The 1648-nt window shown below is 62.7% G+C and carries 2 protein-coding genes; one reads left to right on the forward strand and one right to left on the reverse strand.

Annotated features, from left to right (window positions below; translation table 11 throughout):
- Positions 1-296: 296 nt before the first annotated feature.
- Entirely contained in the window at positions 297-1268 is a 972-nt protein-coding gene (locus ABWP50_RS09640; RefSeq protein ID WP_353217783.1) for a hypothetical protein, read from the reverse strand.
- 96 nt (positions 1269-1364) lie between these two features.
- On the opposite strand from ABWP50_RS09640, the gene ABWP50_RS09645 reads away from it, so the two are divergent.
- Positions 1365-1592 (forward strand): hypothetical protein, encoded by a 228-nt coding sequence (locus tag ABWP50_RS09645; RefSeq protein WP_353217784.1) that lies wholly within the window; start codon positions 1365-1367, stop codon positions 1590-1592.
- The last annotated feature ends 56 nt before the right edge of the window (positions 1593-1648 follow it).

The following is a 1648-nucleotide window of genomic DNA, read 5'->3' on the forward strand; positions in this document are numbered from 1 at the left end:
GCCTTCAGGCAGAAACTCCACTTAGCCCACTGTCCAGATTAGCCGAGCCACCTCTTCCGTATGCTTCATCATCTCTCCGGTCTCCTTGAGCGAGTGTTTTACGTTCAAGTCACCGACACGAAACCGTTACAAGTCCAGTTCGATTCTCTTGTTTGGTCACGCGCTTCGTATACGCTTCGACCACGGCCGAATACTCACTGTTCATGATCCCGTCACGTTGGGGCGCTGGCCCCACAGCCGTCGAAAATTCAAGGCCCGGCTGCAATCAAGCCTTCAGACGGGTTTTGCTCAGCCGCCTAGAACCATCGGGTTTTCACAAGGCGTTGCGTGGTGTCGGCGCGCAGCAGACGCTCACCGCCGCTGAGGCTTGCAGTCGACCCGGTATCTGGCAACAAGCCTCCAAGCAGGCCGGGCGGCAGCTCAGCTGGTGTCAATATCCGCCGTTCCGCGGCATGGCTGGACAGCGCGGCTTCGATATCGTCGCGACGCGCGTCCGGCGGGAGCAGGCGCGCCATCACCACCCGGCTGCACGTGGGCGCCTGGTGTGGCAGCGAAGCGGCGGCCAGCATCAGACCGTCGATCTGATCGATGATCGGCTCGTCGGCGCGATTGAACTGCCTGAACACCATGTCACTGGTGTCGGACATGATCAGCAAAAGCTGGCCGTTGGCAATGAGGCCGACGAGCGGCCACCGATAGGACACCCCGACCGCAACCCCGCCCAGCCAGGGGCCATCCTGCCACAGGACGGTGTGTTCGAGGTGGAAGGCGTCGGGCCGGCCAAAGGTTGGCATCCAGGCGCGCCACAGGCCGCAATAGCGCGGGCCGCGTGCTGCCGTCTCGTGAATGGCAGTGCCGAACGCAGGCAGCTGGGCGAACGCCGGCAGGTCGACCGGATGGGGCTGATCTTGGCGAGGGCTCGATGGCGCGGAGGGGGCATGGATGTCGTCCAGGCTGTCTGTGAGCCCGAGGCGGGCCGCCATGTGGGCAGCATCCGCTTCCCAGTCCAACATGGTGAAGTGGGGAATGGTCCGGGCGATGTAAATCGTCAGTCGGGCCAAGTTGGGATCGCTCGGCAGGGTCGCGCCTGACAGCCAGCGCGAGACGAGCGACTTGTCGACGGCCAGGGCCGAAGCAAGTCCGCCACGCGAAATCGACAGGACTTTCATCACCAGGGTCAGGCGTTCTGAAAAGGCGTATTGTTCCGTCTTCGCCGCCACCAACTCACCCCCGAAGATGCCCGAACAACTCCATGCACGTTCTTTCACCGAAAAGGCGGCGCGAGCAACTGGCGCCGCTGTCTATCCCCAATATAATCGGCTGATCAGATACGCTGCATCCGGCGGCTCTGGCTGAAGGAGAATATGATGTCCGAATTGCCAAATGACGCGACCCCGAATGCCGGAACTGTCGAATTGACCGAGTCCCAGTTGAGCGAAGTGGCCGGCGGGCTGCTGCTCCCGGCCGTACAGAAGGCCCGCAACGCGGCGGCCGTATCGTCGGGCAAGATGTCACGCGCGATGCCCGGCGTGATGACCGTGGTTACTGGCGGCGACACCAACGGCGATGGCAAGGCTGACATAGGCAACTGATTTCATCCAGCGGGGACAGGTCGCGAGCGACTGAAACAGCGTCCCCCGCACCGTCG

Source organism: Sandarakinorhabdus sp. (genome assembly GCF_040398645.1).
Lineage (GTDB): Bacteria > Pseudomonadota > Alphaproteobacteria > Sphingomonadales > Sphingomonadaceae > Sandarakinorhabdus.

Bases quoted from the DNA above. Each gene is read 5' to 3' on its own strand.
- ABWP50_RS09645 (WP_353217784.1), top strand. From the start codon at position 1,365: ATGATGTCCGAATTGCCAAATGACGCGACCCCGAATGCCGGAACTGTC.